This is a genomic window from Microvirga sp. Mcv34, assembly GCF_024519725.1.
Taxonomy (GTDB): Bacteria; Pseudomonadota; Alphaproteobacteria; order Rhizobiales; family Beijerinckiaceae; genus Microvirga.
In genome coordinates this window covers 124,150-141,984 of sequence record NZ_JALJRK010000008.1, presented here as the reverse complement: position 1 = coordinate 141,984, position 17,835 = coordinate 124,150, and the positions used below count along the sequence as shown (strand labels likewise).

The window sequence follows — 17,835 nt, the reverse complement described above, 5'->3', positions numbered from 1 at the left end:
CGACCGTCCGGCCAACCTGTTCGTGGCCGGCTTCATCGGCTCCCCGGCCATGAACCTCATCCGTGGGACCCGGAGCAAAGCCGGTTTCATGACCGAACATGGCGAGACACTGGCAATTCCCCTGGATTTCAAGGTGGCCGATGGCCAGCCCGTCGTCCTCGGAATCCGGCCGGAGCATTTCGAAATCGCCCCATCGGGCGTGCCGGCAGAAGTTGTCGTGATCGAGCCTATGGGCTCGGAAACGCAGCTCACCGCAAGGATGGGAGGACAGAACATAGCCGCGATGTTCCGCGATCGGATCAGTGCCAAGCCGGGAGAAACCATTCCGCTTCAGGTGCGCCCGGACCTGATCCATATCTTCGATGGGCAATCCGGACGCCGGCTGTCTTGACGATGGATGGAACTCAGCTCGACCCAGTGGTCATCGAAGACCAGCGCTTTAAACAGCTCGTCTCGCCGGGCACCCTCTTGCGCAAGCTGTTCTCGGGGCTCGGATGGGCGGAGGGGCCGATATGGCTACCCGACCGCCGCGCGCTCCTGTGCAGCGACATCCCGGGAAACCGGATCGTCATGTGGCGTGAGGGGGAAGGGATGACGGTGTGGCGTGATCCCTCCGACCGGGCCAACGGGAACACCCTCGACGCAGAAGGGCGTCTGGTGACGTGCGAACACCAGACGCGACGTGTCACACGGACCGAGCATGACGGAACGCTGACCGTTCTCGCCACTCATTTCGATGGCAAGCGGTTCAATTCACCCAATGACGTAGTGGTCCGCTCCGATGGCATGATCTTCTTCAGCGACCCTCACTACGGGTTTCGCAGCAAGAGCTATAAGATCGACGGCGAACGGGAGATGGACGTCCAGAACCTGTATCGCCTCGACCCGGCGACAGGTGAGATTGTCGCTGTTGGAGACGGATTCTTCATGCCGAACGGTCTCGCATTCTCCTGCGACGAGAGCATTCTCGTCGTAGCCGACAGCGGTGTGAATGCCTTTCCACTGGATGGCCCCCGCCATGTCCGACAGTTTCGCTGCAACGAGCACGGAGATCTGGATGAAATCGGTCTTGCCATCACCATCGAACCCGGTGTGCCGGACGGCCTCCGCGTCGACGAGATGGACAACTACTGGATCAGCGCTGCGGACGGAGTGCACTGCTACACGCCCGCAGGCGAGAGACTCGGAAAAGTTCTCGTGCCTGAGACGGTCGCAAATCTGACCTTCGGAGGCAATACCGGGAGGACGCTATTCATAGCCGCAACCACCAGCGTTTATGCCATCGATCTAAAGGTCGCCGGAACTGCCTTGGCATCCCCGCGCCGATCGTGGCGCGGCGTGGATTGATGGAGCTCGGCCTCCGATCGCGCAGCGCTCGGATCGATGCTCTGGCCAACCCCGATCCGTCATCTGGCCATCGCTTCCGGTGCTAAGCAGCCACGGCCGCAGACCTGCTCAGCCAGCTCGCGGAAATGTGCCATCTGGCCCGCTGCCCAGGTTTCGAATTCGGCGATGAGATCCTCGGAGATTCCCCTCAAGTGGCCGCCCTGAGTGATGCTGAACCAGCCCTGCCTTTCGGCCTCGGCGAGCGTGTTGCCGATGTGTTGGCGGGAGACCTGGAAGCGTTCGGCAAGGACGCGGTAGATCAGCGACCACAAGGGGCATCCGCACCTCGTTGCGGCGTAATGCACCGCTAGGACAGCGGCCATCAACGGGTAGTCGCACTCGCGCTCCGTGAGCTGCATAATTCTCTGGAATGGTGCGAAAAGCCGCCACGTCTCAGATCTTTGATGAAACCGGCGATCTGCCGGGGACTGGCCAGAGCGGCACGTCGCAGGGCGGCGGGCGTCGGCGGGCTCCCCTCCCCACCTCCGCCAGCGGGCATAGCGATCGATCAGGATGTAGCAGGTCAGGTAGCGCAGATTCTGCACGAAGACCTTGTTGCGCGGCCACGCGGCGCCTGGGGCGGGTCATCGTCACGCAAAAATCCAGCAGCGCGCCTGGAAAGTCCGGTCTTGCGAGCAGCGTTCCTGCCCGTCTCCATGTCGGATAGGCCGCTTCGGCATGAATCACTGGATAGTGCAGATTGCGCTTGGTCGTCGACATGCTGGGCGAGGAGTGAGACCCGCCGGTGAGTTCGCGCGACGAGGCACCTCTGCCTGTCCTAGGGAGCCTTCAGGTCCCATAAGCCCCAAACGTTCAATGGGAGCGACAGGCTCCCATTGGACAAAGGCCTCGGCGGATAGCTTAGTTGTTCGATGTGCCTTGGCTCGACGGCAGATGGCTCGCCGCCCAGATGGCCGCCTGAGTGCGGTTCTTGGCCTGTATCTTGCGAAGAATCGCTTTCACATGAACTTTGACGGTCGCCTCGGTGATGTCGAATTTCCGGGCGATGATCTTATTCGAATCGCCATCCATGAGGCAGCGCAGGATCACTGTCTCGCGAACGGATAGTCCCTTTGCCGGAAGGCTCGCCTCGTGGTTTTCCTCAAGCACCGGGGCTTGCTTGGCGAGATCGGCCTGGAGGTCGCGCTCCCGGAGCAGATCAAGGATCGCGCCTGGGAAAATAGCTTCTCCCAGCATGACGAGATCCAGTGACTTCACCAGAACCTCATGTGAGATCGACTTTTTGAGATAGGCATCCGCTCCGGCCTGAAAGGCCGCGACGACCTGCTTAAGGTCGTACTCCTCGATCAGCATGACCACTTTGACGCTCGGATTGCCGTCTTTGAGCATCCGAGCCTGACGACAGGTGGCATTATGGTCGCGGCTGGCATCGATGATGAGAACGATCGTGCTGTTCTCTATTCCCGGCACCACCCCCATCTCTTCGAGGCTCGCCGTGGCTACGGAAGGAGAATAGGCGGTCTCTGCAAGAATTCTGCGCAGCCCTTCTCTCAACAAAGCGTTCGGCTCGATGAGTAGTGTCTTGATCGGACGAGTGGCGACATGGTCTGCCGAAGAAGGCTCAACCGACCGGGCCAGCTCCATGTATCTTGAATACGCACTATCCTTGGCCGAGGAGGCTCCCGGATGAGGAAGACTATCAAGATCGTAGGTGTTCCGCATCGCAGATGCCTTTCTGGTCTTGACGAGGTGGGCAGATAATAAAATTTCCCCAATAACGTTTAGCTTATAATCTCATTATAGACAATCATTACCCATTCAAATCATTTTAACAATCTTTAATTGTTATTATTGTTATGAAACATCATTTCAAACGATTGACGTCTTACCTCTTCCGAGTGGCGCCAGCGTCTTCGCTTCCACTGTAGAGATCCTCAACCTCAAGGGACCGCTCCAGATCCGCTTCCTTCGATGGGATCGAGCCTGTTCTTCCCTATGATCCATCGTCGGACGGTATGAGCGCGGGGCGACGTCGAAGAGACCTTCAGCTCTGTCCTGCAGCAACACGTCGATCAAGTCACTGCGGAATGACACAAGGCATGGGAAGCTGTGCGACGGAAAATGTCGCACAGCGTCTATGCCGATGCTCCGTGCGCGAACACATCATCGATGGGCTATGCCCAAGGCGCTTCCGTTGAACCTGGCGCCAGATGATTGACGGCCCACATGGCGGCCTGCGTCCGATTAGCAACACGGATTTTACGAAGAATAGCCTTGATGTGGACTTTTACAGTTGCTTCAGCGACGTCGAGCTTGCGCGCGATGACCTTGTTTGGGGCCCCCTGCATCAGGCACTGGAGAATTTCCGCTTCCCTGCTCGACAGGGTTCTGATGGGAGATTCATGACCGTCGGAGCCGGACGCGACCGGCAAGGTTTGCATCCTGATGGATGATGCGTCTTTCGCGTGATCGCCGCCAGCTTCCGCATTGCCCGAAATTGCCGTCAGGAAGGCTGCCGATGGGAAAACAACTTCACCCAGCATGACGAGATCGAGATACTTGATCAGAGCCTCGCATCCCGTGCTGGCAAGGCAATAGCCATCGGCACCGGATTGGAAGGCTGATTTCATGCCATCGAGATTGAAGCTGTCGGACAGCACCACGATCCGGGCCTGCGCATATCGCTGCTTCAAAGACCAGATGCCTTCAGCAAGGCCCGATGGATACAGGCTCGCATCGAGAATGAAGAGAAGCTGGCTGTCCTGATCGAATTGATCCAAGGCCATCTCTCCGCGCGTGAGATTTTCCGGATGCAACCGGAACCGGGTGCTTGAGAGAACATGCCTCAAGCCCTCACGCAGCATCGAGTTCTTGCAGCCTAAGATCGTGGTGACTGACAGGAGGTGTGACATGCGAGGGAGCCTTTCCGCAGAGGTTACCTCGGATTGTACGAATTAACCGTTTGTTAGCCATCCTTAATAAAGAGGTAGCGAATTATGCTTAGGTGGTAGCGTTCACAGACTCAAAAGGGATGCGTCATCTTGCGTATACTCATGAGAGCGGGCGCCTGCCACGGCCAGTCCACGAACATTCGCGCATAGCCCTTCCAGAAACCTCTCGCACCATCTTGCGCAAACGCAGGAATAACGAGCTCAGAATGGGCTGCGGCACCTGCATTCCCGACAGGGCATGAGCATCCGGGATGCTGTTTCCCTGTAACGAGTGAGGCAAGGGACCCACTGAGCGCTGATGGCTTCTTACAGCCAAGCTGACGTCCAATTGCCACGATTGGTGATGAGAAATCTCCTCAAACAAGGGGACCTTCATGATTTCTCGTCTTGTGCTCGCATGCGCAGCGATCGCTTGCACCATGCCCGCAACAGCATCTGAACGCACCCAGCTCGATGCGATGATCGCTCAGCACGCCAAGGCTCACGGCGTGCCCGAAACGGTGGTACATCGCATCATCAAGCGCGAAAGCGGCTACAATCCGCGTGCATCGCACAGGGGCAATCTCGGTCTCATGCAGATCCGCTATGCCACCGCGCGCGGCATGGGCTACACGGGAGCGGCCTCCGGGCTACTCGATGCGAACACGAACCTGACTTACGCGGTTCCCTATCTGGCGAATGCCTACATGGTGGCCGGTGGCAACGCGGATCGGGCCGTCGCCCTTTATTCCGGCGGCTATTATTACGAAGCCAAGCGCAAGGGCCTGCTGAATGCGCTCAGAACAGGCTCCAATGACCCCACCATCACCGGCGCGATCCCGGCCTCCGCGGGATTTGCATCTGCAACGGCTCGCTAAGACGTCATATGACCATGGGCTGTGCATCGCTTTGCAAAGCAGTTCATCAGGCGCGGTAGGATAGCCCCGGCCTTCATAGCCGTGATATTGGGTTAATCGTGGTCGGCGCGGCCGACTTGTGCGAGTTGATTCACGATGCCCTCCCTGTCAGATATCGCCTTCCTCGATTTCGAAGCATCGTCCCTCGGCAAGCAGGGATATCCCGTTGAAGTTGCGTGGGCCTTCGCCAGCGGCGAGGAGGAGAGCCATCTCATCAAACCGGCTGCCTCCTGGGTCGACTGGGACGTCAAGGCGGCCAGGATCCACGGCATCTCCAGAGAGCAGCTGAGCGCGCAGGGAACACCGCTCGAAGTTGTTGCGAAACGCATGGTTTCGGTTCTGACGGGTCGTCAGCTTTATGCGACGGCACCGTCCTGGGACGGCAAGTGGTTGAGCAAGCTCCTACGCTCGGCAGGTTTCCCTCGCCATGCTCTGCGCCTTGAAGATACCGAGATGGCGCATCGAAGGATCATGCGCGAGGTGCTGCGGAATGCTAAAGTTCCGGAAGAACTTCAGCGGGCTCTCATGCAGGACATTCTTGCTCAGGCTCAACGCAACAACGATGATCTCGGACCTGCCGCGCATCGTGCGCTCGCAGATGCGCGAAGAGAGCGAGACCTCTGGCTCGACATTCATCGTTTGGCACAAGAGAAGGCACGGGAGTCGCGTCCATCAAACGCGAATGAGAGCGGCGGCTTCGAGTGACGCGAGGCGCAGAACTCGAAGCCTCACACGCGACTTTAAGGTCGCATGGAATGCTCAATAACCGTCGGGCAATCCGGATGCGATATCCTGGTCGGGCCGCGTCAGAACTTCGATACGACGGCCGTCCGGGAGTTGGATGGTTCTGAGCCTCATGACCTGAAGACCCGCGTCCAATCCCTCCTGAACGGAGCCGTAGCGGGCAGCCCGCGCACGACGTTCAATAGCGCTGCGCGGCTCGACTTGCGACATCTCGGTCCCTGCGTTGCGGCGGCGCGTAGCCTGCGCCGCCTGTCGCTGGTTGCGTGTCGAAGAACTGGCCTGCTGCGAAGCGGCACGCGTCTTACGCTCGACAACCGCTTTAGGTTTCGCGGGCTTGTCGTTTGCCGTCTTGACCGGCTTCGACGGTGCTGTGTCCTCCACCGGCTGCGTCTCGGCGCTTGCCTTGGGTTCCGAGGGAGCGGGAGCCGGGGGCGCGGCAACCTGGGCCGGCGGCTTTGCCGGCAAGGATGCCGGCGCTGATACGGGTGCCTGGGCCTTGCCATCCGCCTCGGAGGGAGGGTCGACCCACGCCCGCCCCGACTGTGCGAGCGCGGCCATCGGACTTCCAAGAACTCCCACAAGGGAAGCAGCCATCAGCCAACGTCCTGAGAATCCCGCCACAACACGCCTCCAGATCATTCCATGAGGAAACGCTTCTCCTGCCACGGGCGGTTCCACAGCGTTGACGCCGCATAGCCGAGATCGGAACTAAAAGACTGAAACTACAGCATTTATAGAGAGCCGTAAGGAACGCGGCTTTTGTGCCTCTCCTGCCTATGTGGGCGCTGCCCGGCGCAGTTCAACGGTCGGATTCGGGAATCGACCGCTGGCCACGCAAGCAATGACGCCGGGATCCAGGTCTGCCCCTTGTGCAAGCGCGAGCGCCACCAAAATAAAGCCTGACAGTTAGGAAGGGCTTCATGGATTATCTTCTTGCCTTGGCCGCGGATCCGGCCGTCTGGGCGGCTTTGGCGACCCTCGTCGTCATGGAAATCGTGCTCGGGGTCGACAACCTCATCTTCATCTCGATCCTGACCAACAAGCTTCCGGCCGATCGGCAGGCGACGGCCCGGCGAATCGGCATCGGCCTGGCCCTCGTTCTTCGCCTGGGGCTGCTGGGCGCCATTGCGATTATCGTCCAGCTCACCGAACCCGTCTTCACGGCCTTCGGGCACGGCTTCTCCTGGCGCGACCTGATCCTCGTCGCAGGCGGTCTGTTCCTGGTCTGGAAGGCGACGAAGGAAATCCATCACAATGTGAATCCCGATCCCGGTCCCGACCTCTTCGAGAGCGGAAAGGCCCAGATGAGTTTCGCCTCGGCGATCGTGCAGATCCTGCTCCTGGACCTGGTCTTTTCCATCGACAGCATCATCACGGCCGTCGGCATGACGGATCACGTGCCGATCATGGTCGTGGCGGTGGTCGCCGCGGTCACGGTCATGCTGCTGGCCGCCGATCCCCTCGCCCGCTTTATCCAGGCCAATCCAACGGTGGTCATGCTCGCCCTCGGATTTCTGCTCATGATCGGCATGGTGCTGATTGCAGAAGGCTTCGGGGCCCATGTGCCGAAGGGCTATATCTATGCCGCTATGGCATTCTCGGCGCTCATCGAGGGCCTGAACATGCTCTCGCGGCGCGCCCGTGCGAGGAAACGATAGGTTTCTACGAAACGGGCGTCACCGAAGAGCTTTCGGTGGCGCCCGCAACGCCTTCAGAGGCCGGCTCCCCGATCGTCTGGATGCAGGATGCCGTTCCGTAGCTTACGAAATGTTATCCTAAGTCGAATCCGTCCTTGGATGCCTTCTGCCAAATCGCTTCAGGAAAAGATCCTACTTCATTAGTCTCATCCAGCTCTGACTGTAACAATCTCTTAGGATCGCCTATAGAATATATTCTGTAGAAACTTGTGCGTTGCCGAATGAAACGTCTGTTCTCAGAAGTCTACTTGCACCTGATTGCAGGCGTGATCGCCCTGGGCATATTGGGGATCTCGGGCCACACCCTGTGGATCGACCGCCAGAACACGTGGCAGGAAGCCGAGAGGGCTTCGCGCAACGTCCTGACGACCATTGCCCACGATCTCGAAGGCAAGCTCGATCTGCTCGACCTCTCGCTCAGGGGAGCCATTGAGGGCCTGCGATATCTCGGCTCTCAGCAGCTTCCACCCGACCTCCAATACCGGATGCTCTTCGACCGCACCGCTACGGCCTCCTTCATGGGGACTCTTCTGGTCGTGGATCAGAATGGAAACCTCATCGCCGATGCTGGGCCGATGATAGCCTCGCGTGCGCTCAACGTCGCGGACCGCGAATACTTCATCGCCCACAAGGAGAACAACCATATCGGCCTGTATATCAGCCGCCCCTTCGGGAGCCGGACCCGGAACGGCGATCCGAGCATCGGGATCAGCCGGAAGATTTCGGACTCGGCCGGGCATTTCGCCGGCGTGGTGATGGGATCCATGCCCCTGAGCACGATCAATCAGCTGTTCGACAACCTGAGTCTCGGCCAGCACGGAGCGATCAATCTCTTCCGCAACGACGGCATCCTCCTGACGCGCTATCCCTACGATGCGAGCCAGGTGGATCAGGATCTCGGCGGCTCCCCGAATGTCATGCGCCTTCTCGCACAGAAGTCCGGCACCTTCGCGTCGGTCTCCCCCATCGACGGCGTTCGGCGCATCATCTCGTTCGAGCGGCTGGAGCGATACCCTCTCGTACTCACCGTGGCCCTGTCCGTCGAGGAGATCTTCTCCGCCTGGCAGCGCAAGGCGCTCGTTCTGAGCCTGGCGACCCTCGTCCTGTGCTGCGCCGTCGTCGGATTGACGATGCTGTTCCAGCGCGAACTGAAACGCCGCACGAGGGCGGAAACCAAGCTCCGGCGCATCGCACGCACCGACGATCTGACGGGCCTGCCGAACCGCCGTGCCTTCCGCGAGACCTTCGAGCGGGAATGGCGCCACGCCATTCGGTCGGGCTCAGCCCTGTCGCTGATCTACATCGACGCCGACTACTTCAAGAACTTCAACGATCATTATGGCCATGGACGGGGCGACGAGACGCTCAGCGCCATCGCCAGCACGCTCGAAAGCAACATCCGCCGTCCTCGCGACGTCGCGGCCCGCTACGGCGGTGAGGAATTCGCCATCGTGCTGCCGGAAACGGATCTCGCAGGCGCCCAACTGATCGCCGAGAACATCCGCCAGAGCATTGTCGCCCTGAACATCGTTCACGAGGGCAGTCCCTATCGGGTCGTAACGGCCAGCATCGGCATCGCGTCCGTCCATCCCTCACGAGGAAGCGAACGTGGCACCCTCCTTGAGGCGGCAGACAGGGCTCTCTACGGAGCCAAGGCGGCTGGTCGGAACTGCGTTCACCATCTTGAGGACGACGTCGACCCGCAGCAGAAGCGCCTCCCCCACGCCGCGGCGTGAGCGGCGTCGATGAACGGGACAGCGTAGGGTTCAGGATTGTAGCCGCGCCTGCCGAAGAGAATGGTGTAGCGACGATGCCTGCGCGAAGCACGCGCAATGCCCCAACCGGATGACCGGAAGGACGCTTGTTCAAATTTGACTTTGTGAAGTTTGGTAGCGGAGGAGGGATTTGAACCCCCGACACAAGGATTATGATTCCTCTGCTCTGACCAACTGAGCTACTCCGCCCCAGGAAGCGGGGTAGCCCCCGCGTCAGGCATGGGCGATATAGGGAAAGTTGCCCCCCAGTGTCAAGGAAGACGCGCGGCAAAGCTGCGGATTTATGCAGCACGCCTCCCGTGAAGATCCTCAGGCCGGGTCGGCGGCCCGGTCAGCCCTTCGATTTCATGCGCCAGAGCTGGAAGCCCTCGCTCGAAATCGCCTGTTCGATGGCCTTGCGCGAGAACTTGTGCGGCGGCGTCTCGCGAGAGCCCAGCGTGCCGGTCAGCCCCCAGGGTCCGTATTTGGACGGGAGCTTGCTGCCCGCCTCATCACCGGCAAACGCGTGCAGGTCGTCCTTGGCCTGGGAGGTGAACATGAAGAGACGCATGAGAATGGCTTTCGTTGATCAAGAAGTGGCTGCCCCATGGAAATAGGGCTCAAGCCACCAAAGTCATCTTTTTGGCGTCGTAGGCCCGTTCTCACGCCTGCTTCCTGATCCTCATGAGCTTGAAGAACCCGACCGGGAACAGGGTTCGCAGCTCCACGACCTCCATGCGGCCGGTCCTGTGAGCCCATTCCTCGACCCGGGCGGCCTTGAAGGCCGAGCTCCAGCCGATGGCCTTGGCGACGGGCGACGCCAGCTCCTCCAGGGCGGCGATCGGCCCGGAGGGCTGACCCCAGTGATTGGCGAGCACGATCTCGCCGCCCGGCTTCAGCACGCGCATGAACTCGTCGAGGGCCGTTTCGGGCTCCGGCACGAGGGTGATGATGAACTGTGCCGTGACGGCGTCGAAGCTCTCGTCCGGGAAGCCCAGCCGGGTCACGTCCATGACCTGCAGGCTCTTCACGTGGCTGAGCCCCCTCTTCTCGACCTTGTCCTGTGCCCTGCGCAGCATGTCCTCGGAGAGATCGACCCCGTAAACCTCCGCATGTCTGGGATAATAACCGAGGGATAGGCCCGTACCGACGCCCGCCTCCAGCACTTTGGGACCGCAGGCGACAGCGGCGTTCACGGCCGCGCGGGCGGCCGGTTCGGTCAGCTTGTCGTAGACGAGGTCGTAGATCGGGGCCCAACGCGCATACGCTTTGCGCATCAGGACGGTGGTCGCTCCATCCGACATAAACTATCCCTAGGTAAACACCTCAGGCCGCGGCGGGCGCGGCTTCGGCGAGAGTTCGAGCAATGGTGCCTCCACCAAGCACTCGTGCCCGGGGAGCATCGCTCTCATAGATGACACAAGCTTGACCGGGAGACACCCCGTCTTCCGCCGATAACAGCTCGACCGTAGTGTGGGTTCCTGTGGATCGCAGGAGGGCAGGACGCGGCTCGCGGGTGGAGCGGACGCGCACGGCCACCTCCATGCCCTCGTCGCCCAAGGCGCCCAGAGGAACGTCGCCGAGCCAGTTCACGTCGGTCATGCGGATCAGGCGGGTGGCCAGGGCCTCCCGGGGGCCGACGACCACCCTGGCCTCTTTGGCGTCGAGACGCACCACATAGAGCGGCTCGCCCACGGACAGGCCAAGCCCCTTACGCTGCCCGACGGTGTAGTGGATGATACCCTCATGCCGGCCGAGCACGCGGCCGTCCACATGGACGATCTCCCCGCCCTGCACGGCGCCGGGCTTCAGCCGTTCGATCACGTCGCTGTAGCGCCCCTGCGTCACGAAGCAGATATCCTGGCTGTCGGCCTTCTCCGCCACGGTGAGACCGAATTCGCGCGCCAGCTCGCGGGTCTTTTCCTTGGGCAGCTCCCCCAGGGGGAACCGAAGGAGGTCGAGCTGCTCCGGCGTCGTGGCATAGAGGAAATAGCTCTGGTCCCGGTCCGGATCGGCGGCACGGTGGAGTGACCGGCGTCCATCCGGCAGGGCGCGACTGGCCACGTAATGGCCCGTCGCGAGCACGTCGGCGCCAAGTTCCCGGGCAGTCTCCAGGAGATCGCGGAACTTGATCGAGCGGTTGCACTCGACACAGGGAATCGGCGTCTCGCCCGCCAGATAGCTCTGGGTAAAGCGGTCGATCACGGCCTCGCGGAAGCGGGCCTCGTAATCGAGCACGTAATGGGGGATGCCGATGGCCTCCGCCACCCGCCGGGCATCGTATATGTCCTGGCCGGCGCAGCAGGCGCCCTTTCGGTGCGCGGCGGCCCCGTGGTCGTAGAGTTGGAGCGTGATCCCGAGGACGTCGTAGCCCTCGCGCTTGAGCAGGGCCGCTACGACGGAGGAGTCCACGCCGCCCGACATGGCGACGACGACGCGGGTCTTCGAGGGATCGGTGGGAAGATCGAGTGAATTGAGCATGTTTCCATCCAGAGGCGCCGTTCAAGGCGGCGCACGGGAGGGGTTGCAAAGCCCTTCTATAACCTATCGTGCGCAAATGTGGACCCGTTTTCGCTGACGGGGATCTTCGGGCCTGCGGCAAACGACGCGCCGGCATGAATCAAAAGCTTCGGATGCAACCCGGAAAGCCGGGCCGGTTTTCCAGGTCCGGAGCTCCCGCGCCACAATTCTTAAAGGGAAAATGCGCCGCAATAAGGCAACGTTAACGTTTATGGCTAAGCTTAGGCATTCTCGTAACCGCCTGATCGGCTTAGGGAAACATTAAGTCCCGTCACGTAGGTTCGAGCCTGTCACAGGTCGTTGAATTTTTGTGTGAGCGTATCATGACCGAACCCCACCGCCCAAGGGTCAAGTATGTCATTGGGCCCGACGGCAGTCCCCTGACGATTGCCGACCTACCCCCGTCCAGCACCCGCCGCTGGGTCATCCGTCGCAAGGCAGAGGTCGTAGCCGCCGTCCGCGGCGGATTGCTCAGCCTCGAGGAGGCCTGCCAGCGCTACACGCTGACCACCGAGGAATTCCTGAGCTGGCAGATGTCCATCGACCAGCATGGCTTGGCCGGCCTGCGCACCACGCGCATCCAGCAGTACCGCCAATAAGCCTCTTCACAGCCCTTCCGAGAAGGCGCCCGTCACCTGACCGGCGCCTTTTTAAGTGGCTGGAAGCTCGGCCGTTAAGACCTTCCTAACCATAGAATGAGCATATATCCCTGAATCACTTCCCTTAAGGCAGGCTCGCATCGTGCTCGGCACCTCGGATTCGTTGGAACAGCAAGGCTCAACCCAGGCGAATGCAGGTGCGACGACGCTCGAACCGGAACAGGCCATGGATGTGTTGCGGCGCATCCTGGTTGGGCGCACCATCGCCGACGTGGAGCGTCATCTCATCCTCGACACCCTGGCCTCCTGCTTCGGCAACCGAACCCATGCCGCGCGGATTCTCGGCATCTCGATCCGCACCCTGCGCAACAAGCTGAACGAGTACATGGAAGCCGGCATCACCGTGCCGGAGCCGGGCCAGAGGCCTACGGTGGTTGCCTGAGGCCTACCTCTTCCTCAGCCACAGGCTGGTCTCATGCGCGCCAGGAACGAGGGGCAGTTCGGACATGATGCCCCGGGACAGGGTGTCGTCCCCGGTGCTCGCCACATAATGGCTCGCGAAGACGAGGTCGTAGCCGCCCCCCTGCAGCAGTGCCCCGACGAGCAATTGCTCGTTATACCCCCGCCAGTCCCAGACCATCGGATAGGCATTCGGGAGCGTGATGTCGTGGATGTGGACCAGGATCCCGCCCGCGAGGCGGGGCAGCACGTCGAGGAAGAGGCGGTCCACATCTGTGCCGGGCATGGCGATGTGGCTGGAATCGATGAAGAGGATGTCCCCGGCCTCCAGAGCCCCGGACACGCCCGGATCCGCATCCCGCAGGAGCAATTGCCGGTGCTCCACATCGAGCTTCCGCAACGTCGCCCGCGGCGCAGGATCGATGCAGGTGATGCGGGTTGCAAGACCTCCGTCCTGGACCGCCTGGGCCATGAAGCGGGTCGAATGGCCGGAACCGATCTCCACGATCCGGCGTGGCTTCTCCCGGCGGACGATAGCATAGGCGGCGGCCGCATCGAGACGCGGGAACCAGCTCTGGTCGAAGCGCGCAGGCCCCCTGCCCCGCAGGATGGAGCGCAGATCATCTGCCTGGCTCTCGATGGCGTCGACCACCCCGGCGAAGCGAGGCCGCGCGGTCTCGAACAGCGGGAGCAGGGCCGGGTAGTCCTGCGCTTCGACGCTCTCCGCGTAGCGGTATGGGATGAAGAAGCCGAGCCGCCTGATGCCCAGAAGCGTCGAGAGGCCGAAGCGCAGGCGCCGCCAGAAAGGGCTCATTTCTCGGAGGAGGACAGAGGCGGCGGCGGCACGGCGCCGTCGGGAGTACCCGCCCGCCCGCGCCAGGCCTGGGCCAGGCGTGCGCGCTCGAACATCAGCACGACCACGAGGGAGAGGGCGAAGGGGATGAGCAGGTAGAAGAGGCGGAAGATGATGAGGGCCGCCAGCACGTCGGCCTTGGGAATGTCCGGCATGGCCGTCAGGAAGACCAGCTCGAACACGCCGAGCCCGCCGGGCGCATGGCTGACCAGGGCGGCCGAGAAGGAAGCCAGAAAGACCGCCAGCACGATGATGAAGCTCGGCTCCAGATGGGCAGGGAGCACGAAATAGATGATGCCGGCGGCGCCCAGGAGTTCGAGCGGTGCGGCGATCAGCTGGCGCACCATCACGGCGGGGCGGGGATATTCCAGCTTCGCCTTGCGGATGACGATCGGCGGCAGGTGCAGGATGGACCCCACCACGTACAGCGCGACGAAACCGAGAAGCAGGAATCCGACGACGCGGGCCGTCGCCGGGTTGGTGAGCATCGGGGGCAGGAGATCCTCAAGCCGGTGCAGCAGGGTCGGATCCGCCACCAGCACGACACCGCCGAGCAGAATGGTGCCGAGACCGAAGGTGAAGGAGCACAGGGCCACCAGCACGGCGATCTGCGGCGCACTCAAGCCTTTCGACGTATAGGCCCTATACCGCACGACGGCGCCGGAGAAGACCGACGCGCCGATGTTGTGAGACAGGGCATAGGTCGTGAACGACGTGACCGACACGAACAGCCACGAGATGTGGCGCACTCCCAGGTGCAGCAAGGCGATCCGGTCGTACCAGGCCAAGGCCGCATAGGCCACGAGGGTGGAGAGCGCCGCGAGGGCGTAGCGGTGCGACGGAACGGCCGTCAGGCTGTCCCAGACGTCGTCGAGGGACATCCCCCGCAATTCACGATAAAGAAGCCAGCACGACACGACGACTGCAAGCAGCCCGATCATGGGCCAAATGAACTCACGCACATTCTTCATCGAGCCGGCAGAACTCCCTCGTTGTTTCTTCTGTGCCTACAATCCCTTGGTTCTGCAAGGGGATTATGCCTTGCCGGGGCATGACATAAGGTCCAAGGCCGGCATCCGCCACACGGGAGAGATTCACCAGCGATCTCGAGGCTGCCTGACGATGCGTGACGTGCGGCAACAATCGCCTTAAGAAGCAGGGCAGCTCCTCTTCTTCACCGCTTCCCGAAGGCATGGACACATGACGGCGGAACCTGCACCGACACTCGACCTCAATGGGTACACCGACCTGCCGGACGGGAAGATCGCGACGATCGTCACCTATCTGGAGATGCGCGAGCACCCCGGACTGCCGCCGTTCCGCAAGCCGGAGAACTGGAGCCTGCAGCGGATCGACCAGGACCATCCGCGCTATCGGGCGCTGTTCAGGACGGTCGGGGAGCCATGGCTGTGGTTCAGTCGGGCGATGATGCCGGACGATGAACTGGCGGCCATCCTCGACGATTCCAAGGTCGAGGCGTATGCCCTGTACGACGGCACGGCCGACGTCGGCCTGCTCGAACTCGATTTCCGCACCGAGGGAGAGGTGGAACTGGCCTTCCTCGGGCTGGTTCCGAGCTTCATCGGCCAGGGGGCCGGGCGTTTCCTGATGAGCGAAGCCATCGCCCGCGCTTTCGCCGCCCCGGTCGAGCGCTTCTTTGTGCATACCTGCACCCTCGACTCGCCGGGTGCCCTGCCCTTCTACATACGCTCGGGCTTCACGCCGTACCGCCGCGCCATCGAGGTGGACGACGATCCGCGTCTTCTCGGCTTCCTGCCTCTGAAGGCAGCGCCTCACATTCCGGTCTTGGGCTCCCGGGCATAGGGAAAGGGCGCGTCCTGTCCGGACACGCCCTTTCGTCGATTTCGTGCGAGCAGATGATCAGGCGGAGGCGCGAACCGCGCGGCCATGCCCGGCCTGGGCGATGGCGGCATCGAGACTCCGCTCGCGGTCTTCCAGGCTCTCCGCCTTCTTGAGTTCCTCGAAGGCTTCGCCGAGCTCGGCCTTCGCATCGTCGAGCTGGATGTGCAGGTTCTGGGCCGAATGGCGGAGGTTGTCCCGCCTCTGGGCCGCAGCGCGCGCGTAGGTCGGATAGGCAAAGTGGTTGGGGTCGGCAATGCCGGCCTTCTGCTCCTCCGCGGCGATTTCCCGGTCCAGGTCAGCCGCCATGCGGTCGAACTCAGAAATCATCATCTCGATCTGCGCAACCCGGCGACGCTTCTCGTCGACCTGAAAACGCTTGAGGCGGATGAGCGTATCCCGCGACTTCATCTTGATTGAACTCCACACGTCGCTGTTTCACGGCATCTCACGGATCGCTCAGTTATCCGCCAGACATGCATCACCTTCGCCCATGGAAGTTGAGCTTTCCTTACCGGCTGCGACAAAAAATTTCCTATCCCCTGTGCTCACCTCAGGGGTGCCGTACGCCGGGCCGACAGCCGCCGGGCCTCGTAAACCTTTCGTTTACCGATTTCGTTAAGACTGGCTCGATCACGGGTGCGGCCGCTTCGGGTCCGCCTCCGGGTTCACCTGAAACGCTTAGGTTACAAGAATTTGGGATGATGTGAGGCGGTTCCCCATGGTTACCCAGAATCCACAGGATAATCGCCTTCGGCAGATGATCTGCCTCTCAAGGTCGTTAAGCGCTTGCATCCCAGAATCAGTGTTTGTTAACCATTCTGCATTAGCGTTTCGAATCAGTTCAGAAGAGCATCCGCCGCAGGCCCGGTGGCGGATGGGTGGCTGTCTGCTGCTCGAAGGCTCAAGGGCAAGGGCTGGGGATTGAACATGCGCGTACTTCTGATTGAAGACGACAGCGCGACTGCGCAAAGCATCGAACTGATGCTGAAGTCCGAGAACTTCAACATTTATACGACGGATCTCGGCGAAGAGGGCATCGACCTCGGCAAGCTCTACGACTACGACATTATCCTTCTCGACCTGAACCTCCCCGACATGTCGGGCTACGAGGTCCTGCGGACGCTCCGCGTCGCGAAGGTGAAGACGCCGATCCTGATCCTCTCCGGCATGGCCGGTATCGAGGACAAGGTGAAGGGCCTCGGCTTCGGCGCCGACGATTATCTCACCAAGCCGTTCCACAAGGACGAGATGGTGGCCCGCATCCATGCCATCGTCCGCCGGTCGAAGGGCCACGCCCAGTCGGTGATCACCACCGGCGACCTGATCGTGAACCTCGACACCAAGACGGTCGAAGTCGGCGGCGCCCGCGTGCACCTGACCGGCAAGGAATACCAGATGCTGGAGCTCCTCTCTCTTCGCAAGGGCACGACCCTGACGAAGGAGATGTTCCTCAACCACCTCTACGGCGGCATGGACGAGCCGGAGCTGAAGATCATCGACGTCTTCATCTGCAAGCTGCGCAAGAAGCTTGCCAATGCCTCGCAGGGCCGTAACTACATCGAAACGGTCTGGGGCCGCGGCTATGTGCTGCGCGAGCCGAACGAGGCGGAAGAGCGCATCGCAATCTGATCGTTGCGATCGGCAGGAAAACAAAAAAGCCCGGCTGCAGTCCGGGCTTTTTTGTTTTGAACGGCATGGAGGTTCACGTGAAATCCGTTCTTTTGTCGTGGCAGTTCTGGGCCCTGCTCTCCGCCGCCTTTGCGGCCCTGACGGCCATCTTCGCCAAGGTCGGCATCGAGAACATCAATTCGGATTTCGCGACCTTCGTTCGGACCATCGTGATCCTGGTCGTGCTCGGTTCAATCCTGGTTGCGACCGGCCAATGGCAGGCTCCGACATCCGTCTCCGGCAGGACCTATCTCTTCCTCGTCCTGTCGGGTCTCGCGACGGGCGCATCCTGGCTCTGCTACTTCCGGGCCTTGAAGCTCGGCGATGCGGCGCGCGTCGCTCCGATCGACAAGCTCAGCGTCGTGCTCGTCGCCCTTTTCGGCGTGCTCTTTCTTGGAGAGAAGCTGGCGATGCCGAACTGGATCGGCATCGCGCTTATCGCGTCGGGCGCGGTCCTCGTCGCCTACAAGGCGTGAGGACCGGC

20 protein-coding genes, 1 tRNA gene and 1 pseudogene are annotated in these 17,835 nt (G+C 61.5%); 11 read left to right on the top strand and 11 right to left on the bottom strand.

What is annotated here, in order from left to right:
• Together OC446_RS07500 and OC446_RS07495 are read left to right on the top strand one after the other, a co-directional pair.
• Positions 1 to 391 (top strand): TOBE domain-containing protein (locus tag OC446_RS07500; RefSeq protein ID WP_262028419.1); only part of this gene is annotated, 391 nt, incomplete at its 5' end.
• Positions 392 to 393: 2 nt separating this feature from the next.
• Positions 394 to 1,347, top strand: coding sequence for an SMP-30/gluconolactonase/LRE family protein (locus OC446_RS07495; RefSeq protein WP_262028424.1), 954 nt, complete (start codon positions 394 to 396; stop codon positions 1,345 to 1,347).
• Positions 1,348 to 1,406: 59 nt separating this feature from the next.
• On the opposite strand, the gene OC446_RS07490 is transcribed toward OC446_RS07495, so the two are convergent.
• The 3 genes from OC446_RS07490 to OC446_RS07480 form a co-directional block, all read right to left on the bottom strand.
• Positions 1,407 to 1,658, bottom strand: a complete 252-nt coding sequence (locus tag OC446_RS07490; RefSeq protein ID WP_262028418.1) for a hypothetical protein — start codon at positions 1,656 to 1,658, stop codon at positions 1,407 to 1,409.
• A gap of 589 nt (positions 1,659 to 2,247) precedes the next feature.
• Complete coding sequence (locus tag OC446_RS07485; protein WP_262028417.1) at positions 2,248 to 3,069, bottom strand: LuxR C-terminal-related transcriptional regulator; 822 nt, start codon at positions 3,067 to 3,069, stop codon at positions 2,248 to 2,250.
• 452 nt (positions 3,070 to 3,521) lie between these two features.
• Entirely contained in the window at positions 3,522 to 4,259 is a 738-nt protein-coding gene (locus tag OC446_RS07480) for a LuxR C-terminal-related transcriptional regulator (RefSeq protein WP_262028416.1), read from the bottom strand.
• Positions 4,260 to 4,717: 458 nt separating this feature from the next.
• On the opposite strand from OC446_RS07480, the gene OC446_RS07475 reads away from it, so the two are divergent.
• Both OC446_RS07475 and OC446_RS07470 read left to right on the top strand, forming a co-directional pair.
• A complete protein-coding gene (locus OC446_RS07475; RefSeq protein WP_262028415.1) occupies positions 4,718 to 5,155 on the top strand; it encodes a lytic transglycosylase domain-containing protein in 438 nt (145 codons plus the stop codon).
• Between the two features lie 135 nt (positions 5,156 to 5,290).
• The gene (locus OC446_RS07470; RefSeq protein WP_262028414.1) at positions 5,291 to 5,899 is read left to right on the top strand and encodes a transcriptional regulator; all 609 of its coding nucleotides are present in this window, start codon (positions 5,291 to 5,293) and stop codon (positions 5,897 to 5,899) included.
• A 54-nt stretch (positions 5,900 to 5,953) separates the two neighbouring features.
• On the opposite strand, the gene OC446_RS07465 is transcribed toward OC446_RS07470, so the two are convergent.
• Entirely contained in the window at positions 5,954 to 6,532 is a 579-nt protein-coding gene (locus tag OC446_RS07465) for a hypothetical protein (RefSeq protein ID WP_262028413.1), read from the bottom strand.
• A gap of 326 nt (positions 6,533 to 6,858) precedes the next feature.
• Between OC446_RS07465 and OC446_RS07460 the strand changes: the two genes are divergently transcribed.
• Complete coding sequence (locus OC446_RS07460) at positions 6,859 to 7,596, top strand: TerC family protein (RefSeq protein WP_262028412.1); 738 nt, start codon at positions 6,859 to 6,861, stop codon at positions 7,594 to 7,596.
• Positions 7,597 to 7,856: 260 nt separating this feature from the next.
• Positions 7,857 to 9,371 (top strand): diguanylate cyclase domain-containing protein, encoded by a 1,515-nt coding sequence (locus OC446_RS07455; RefSeq protein WP_262028411.1) that lies wholly within the window; start codon positions 7,857 to 7,859, stop codon positions 9,369 to 9,371.
• A 151-nt stretch (positions 9,372 to 9,522) separates the two neighbouring features.
• On the opposite strand, the gene OC446_RS07450 is transcribed toward OC446_RS07455, so the two are convergent.
• The 4 genes from OC446_RS07450 to mnmA form a co-directional block, all read right to left on the bottom strand.
• Positions 9,523 to 9,599, bottom strand: a tRNA-Met gene (locus OC446_RS07450).
• Between the two features lie 142 nt (positions 9,600 to 9,741).
• Positions 9,742 to 9,960, bottom strand: coding sequence for a hypothetical protein (locus OC446_RS07445; protein WP_262028410.1), 219 nt, complete (start codon positions 9,958 to 9,960; stop codon positions 9,742 to 9,744).
• A 91-nt stretch (positions 9,961 to 10,051) separates the two neighbouring features.
• On the bottom strand, positions 10,052 to 10,693 hold the full coding sequence (locus OC446_RS07440) for a class I SAM-dependent methyltransferase (RefSeq protein ID WP_262028409.1): 642 nt from the start codon (positions 10,691 to 10,693) through the stop codon (positions 10,052 to 10,054).
• Positions 10,694 to 10,715: 22 nt separating this feature from the next.
• Positions 10,716 to 11,870 carry a tRNA 2-thiouridine(34) synthase MnmA gene (mnmA, locus tag OC446_RS07435; protein ID WP_262028408.1) on the bottom strand — a complete coding sequence of 385 codons (1,155 nt, stop codon included), beginning with the start codon at positions 11,868 to 11,870 and terminating at the stop codon, positions 10,716 to 10,718.
• Between the two features lie 362 nt (positions 11,871 to 12,232).
• Between mnmA and OC446_RS07430 the strand changes: the two genes are divergently transcribed.
• Together OC446_RS07430 and OC446_RS07425 are read left to right on the top strand one after the other, a co-directional pair.
• The gene (locus OC446_RS07430; protein ID WP_009763782.1) at positions 12,233 to 12,508 is read left to right on the top strand and encodes a DUF1153 domain-containing protein; all 276 of its coding nucleotides are present in this window, start codon (positions 12,233 to 12,235) and stop codon (positions 12,506 to 12,508) included.
• Positions 12,509 to 12,749: 241 nt separating this feature from the next.
• A pseudogene (locus tag OC446_RS07425) lies at positions 12,750 to 12,950 on the top strand (helix-turn-helix domain-containing protein); the annotation flags it as partial.
• A 3-nt stretch (positions 12,951 to 12,953) separates the two neighbouring features.
• On the opposite strand, the gene OC446_RS07420 reads toward OC446_RS07425, so the two are convergent.
• On the bottom strand, positions 12,954 to 13,781 hold the full coding sequence (locus tag OC446_RS07420) for a class I SAM-dependent methyltransferase (RefSeq protein ID WP_262028407.1): 828 nt from the start codon (positions 13,779 to 13,781) through the stop codon (positions 12,954 to 12,956).
• The gene (locus OC446_RS07415; protein ID WP_262028406.1) at positions 13,778 to 14,791 is read right to left on the bottom strand and encodes a lysylphosphatidylglycerol synthase domain-containing protein; all 1,014 of its coding nucleotides are present in this window, start codon (positions 14,789 to 14,791) and stop codon (positions 13,778 to 13,780) included. Before OC446_RS07415 ends, OC446_RS07420 begins: the two co-directional genes overlap by 4 nt.
• Positions 14,792 to 15,020: 229 nt before the next feature.
• Here OC446_RS07415 and OC446_RS07410 point away from each other — a divergent pair, with 229 nt between their 5' ends.
• Positions 15,021 to 15,644 (top strand): GNAT family N-acetyltransferase, encoded by a 624-nt coding sequence (locus OC446_RS07410; RefSeq protein ID WP_262028405.1) that lies wholly within the window; start codon positions 15,021 to 15,023, stop codon positions 15,642 to 15,644.
• Positions 15,645 to 15,701: 57 nt separating this feature from the next.
• Here OC446_RS07410 and OC446_RS07405 read toward each other — a convergent pair whose 3' ends face one another.
• A complete protein-coding gene (locus OC446_RS07405; protein WP_262028404.1) occupies positions 15,702 to 16,091 on the bottom strand; it encodes a flagellar export protein FliJ in 390 nt (129 codons plus the stop codon).
• 519 nt (positions 16,092 to 16,610) lie between these two features.
• On the opposite strand from OC446_RS07405, the gene ctrA reads away from it, so the two are divergent.
• Both ctrA and OC446_RS07395 read left to right on the top strand, forming a co-directional pair.
• Positions 16,611 to 17,312 (top strand): response regulator transcription factor CtrA, encoded by a 702-nt coding sequence (ctrA, locus tag OC446_RS07400; RefSeq protein ID WP_114944720.1) that lies wholly within the window; start codon positions 16,611 to 16,613, stop codon positions 17,310 to 17,312.
• A 65-nt stretch (positions 17,313 to 17,377) separates the two neighbouring features.
• Complete coding sequence (locus tag OC446_RS07395) at positions 17,378 to 17,827, top strand: EamA family transporter (RefSeq protein WP_410055027.1); 450 nt, start codon at positions 17,378 to 17,380, stop codon at positions 17,825 to 17,827.
• Positions 17,828 to 17,835: the final 8 nt, after the last annotated feature.